Here is a 2,978-nt window from a genome sequence, read left to right on the forward strand (position 1 = left end):
GAGGTCGATACCGACTGCTCGTGCCATGGTCTTCTCCTCGTCTTGCGGCCCGATCCGGGGCGGCGGCGCGGCGGACGGCCGTCCCGAGGGGCGGCCGTCCGGCCGTATCCCTCGTAACCCTTCTCACCTGCCGATATCGCGGCCGAGCCGGCTACAACATCTGCATAACTCCAAGGGCTCCAGAGCCCGGCGGAGACTGGGTGGTGCCCTCAGACAACCCCGCCCATGGACAGTGCTTGTCCACGTCACAGGCACACCGCACGCACTAGTAGTGCTTCCTCGGCGCGGAAGGGGCCGAATCGGAAGGTGACACTCGGCTGCCTTTAGCCATTGCTACGCCAAACCGATAGCGACACTCAAACCACTCGGCACCCTCAAACGCCATGTCGAGGCACTCCGCACACAATCGTGAAGATTGATGCGTCGACGATCACAGAACTGAGGAGGCTCACCCAGTAAATTTCTATCCGAAGGATCGGCAGTCGACCCACATTGCAATATAGAGATGGAAGGGGTCGCGCACCCTGTCGACGACTATAAATCCAGATGAACCGTCAAGGATCCTATTTGACCTCCCTTCTCTATAAGGTCAATGATCCGATCCTGGAGGATGCCGGCCTCTCTCCGTAAACCGATCAGGCTTCACCATCCCTCAAAAGGGGGATATAAAGCCCCGACTCACTCGCCGATTCGGTGAAACTGCCGACGAATGAGCAAACCCCGAAGCTCTTCATGGAAATTTAGCCAGCAACCCTCTGGGAGTTCAACGAAAATGGATCCTGTGCCAGTATCCGCTCGATTCGGATGCTCGGCAATTCGACGGGCGCGATGCGCTGGCCTCGATCTTTCGTGCAGGGCTAACGCAAGTTCCTATTGATCATGGACCGGGGAGCGTTTTTTACATGTACTGTACATCATGAGGGTGGGGATGGCTGCGGCGGCTGACGTGAGCTTGTTCGGGCTGCAGGGCGAGTAGGGTCGGGGACTGGCGCGGTGACGTGTGATGCTCCGTTTCCAGTCCCCGCCGCTTCAATCCGTGCATGCGGTTCTCCCGCACACGGCTTTCCGGCATCGTTCACCGGCTGGCATGCGCCGTTACCCAGTGCACGTTCCCGCTGAGGCGGAAGACCCCGAGCCGCGTCAACCATTCCCCGTCGAAGCGGGTGGTCCAGTTGCGGCCCTTCAGGCCGTGTTTGCGGCAGGCGAAGATCGCCAACCGCTCGTGGACATAGCGGTCCACTGCGTTAAACCCGTCCTCCGCACATGCTTCTTTGTGATGACGTGAGGGGCTGGCCGGTGTCTGGGGCGGGGTGGAGTCGTTGATGGGGTGTGTCGATATCGCGTTCCCGTTCTGAGCGGTCACGGGTGCGGCGTCCTCGGATGGATATCGCGATTGCCCCTGTGGTGGAGAGGCGTCTGGGCGCTCTGCCTGCCTCTGCCGAGTTTCTGCGCCGGCTGGATCTCACGGGGATCATCGATGAACTGTGTCCGGTGCGTGATGTCGCGCATGTCACCCAGGGCGCCGGGTTCCTCTGGTTCAAGTTCAATGGCAATCTGCAAGCCGTCGACATCGACGCGTTGCTGGGGGAGGACCCAGGGCTGACGCAAGGTCTGATTGATCTTGTGGCGTCGCAGGTCAGCGAGGGTGTGACTGGATACGCCGAAGCTCCGTTGAGGTGAGGTAGGTCTCAAGTACCTTGCCAGCAACGGAGCTTCAGTGATTCGTGAGTCTGCCATGCCCGCGTCCGTCCTGTCGTGTGCTATCGCTCCGGCAGGTGACAATGCGGCGGAGGAGGTTGATCCGCGTGACCGCCGGGGGCGGCGGTACCCACTGCTCGCGCTGGTGGGGGCGGTGGCCTGCGCCGTCGCGGCGGGGGCACGTTCGTATGCGGGGGTCGGGCACTGGCTGCGGCGGGCGCCGCAGGACACCCTGGCGCGGCTCGGCTTCCCGGTCCGTGGCGTGCTGGGGGTGCGGCCGGCCGCGTCGGCGGACACTGCCCGCCGGGTTGTCGAGCGGGTGCATCCCAACGCTCTGGCCGCGCTGCCGCGGCCCTCGGTTGCGGAGCGTGAGCGTCCTGTGCGGCTGGCGGCGGACGGCAAGAGCGCCCGCGGCTCGCGCACCCGGACCCGCACCGCCGCCCACCTGCTGGCCGTCATCGACCAGGACGACCAGGTCATCGCCCAGCTGCGGATCCCCGACAAGACCAACGAGGTCCCCTGCCTGCGTGAGGTACTCGGCGCGCTGGACCGCGGGCGACGCGGACCTTGTCCAGCACGGGCTCGAACTGCGGGGAGTCGCCCCGCTGTCCGGCGGTGATCACGATGGACATGGGCTTCTGTCCCTGCTCGACGGCCAGGTGGAGCTTGGTGGTCAGGCCGCCGCGTGAGCGTCCGAGGCCATGGTCGTCCGGCTCGACGGCGATGCCGCCGGGCGGCTCGGCTTGCAGATCCCCCTTTTCCGCGCCCCCGCGGCGTGCTGGTGGGCCCGGCACACGGTGGAGTCGATGTTGAGGTCCCAGGTGATGAGCTCCCTGACGTCGGCCTGAGCCTGCAGCTCGGCGAAGTCCGCTGCCAGGTGCCGTCCCGCTGCCAGCGCCGGAACAGGTCGTATGACCGGGCCCAGGGCCCGTACCGCTCCGGCACATCGCGCCACGGAACGCCGGTGCGGGTACGAAACCGTATGCCGTCGATCAGCTGCCGCCTGGTCCATATCGGCGGACGGCCCGACTTCTTGCCCGTCGGCAACAGCGACTCCAGGCAGGCCCACTGTGCATCCGTCAGATCTCCACGTGCCACGAAGCAAGATCATCCCACCTCAAGATCCACAACGCCGCTGCGTTAAGGCTTGAAAGCGCAGGTCAAGGGGTGCGGGAACAGGGCAACGGGACTCCTGATAGATCAACTTGTTGCGAAGCGAGTCGATCAAGCAAGGAGTCCCGTTGCAGGAGAAGTCTGTCATCACCCGGACGGTCGAGGCG

The 2,978-nt window shown here is 64.5% G+C and carries 3 protein-coding genes and 1 pseudogene; 2 read left to right on the forward strand and 2 right to left on the reverse strand.

The genetic code is table 11. The features are described 5' to 3' along the window. Positions 1 to 1,075: 1,075 nt before the first annotated feature. Positions 1,076 to 1,240: a hypothetical protein gene (locus tag ACIQU6_RS44235; protein WP_403488329.1), complete on the reverse strand. Its 165-nt coding sequence runs from the start codon at positions 1,238 to 1,240 to the stop codon at positions 1,076 to 1,078. 140 nt (positions 1,241 to 1,380) lie between these two features. Between ACIQU6_RS44235 and ACIQU6_RS44240 the strand changes: the two genes are divergently transcribed. Both ACIQU6_RS44240 and ACIQU6_RS44245 read left to right on the forward strand, forming a co-directional pair. After that, positions 1,381 to 1,680, forward strand: a complete 300-nt coding sequence (locus ACIQU6_RS44240) for a hypothetical protein (protein WP_403488331.1) — start codon at positions 1,381 to 1,383, stop codon at positions 1,678 to 1,680. Between the two features lie 55 nt (positions 1,681 to 1,735). Then, positions 1,736 to 2,317 carry a transposase family protein gene (locus ACIQU6_RS44245; RefSeq protein WP_403488333.1) on the forward strand — a complete coding sequence of 194 codons (582 nt, stop codon included), beginning with the start codon at positions 1,736 to 1,738 and terminating at the stop codon, positions 2,315 to 2,317. Positions 2,318 to 2,625: 308 nt separating this feature from the next. Here the strand turns inward: ACIQU6_RS44245 and ACIQU6_RS44250 are convergent. Then, positions 2,626 to 2,796, reverse strand: a pseudogene (locus tag ACIQU6_RS44250) (transposase); the annotation flags it as partial. Between the last annotated feature and the right edge of the window lie 182 nt (positions 2,797 to 2,978).

The sequence above is a fragment of the Streptomyces sp. NPDC090442 genome, assembly GCF_044769405.1.
Lineage (GTDB): Bacteria > Actinomycetota > Actinomycetes > Streptomycetales > Streptomycetaceae > Streptomyces.

Bases quoted from the DNA above. Each gene is read 5' to 3' on its own strand.
- ACIQU6_RS44240 (WP_403488331.1), top strand. From the start codon at position 1,381: ATGGATATCGCGATTGCCCCTGTGGTGGAGAGGCGTCTGGGCGCTCTG.
- ACIQU6_RS44245 (WP_403488333.1), top strand. From the start codon at position 1,736: ATGCCCGCGTCCGTCCTGTCGTGTGCTATCGCTCCGGCAGGTGACAAT.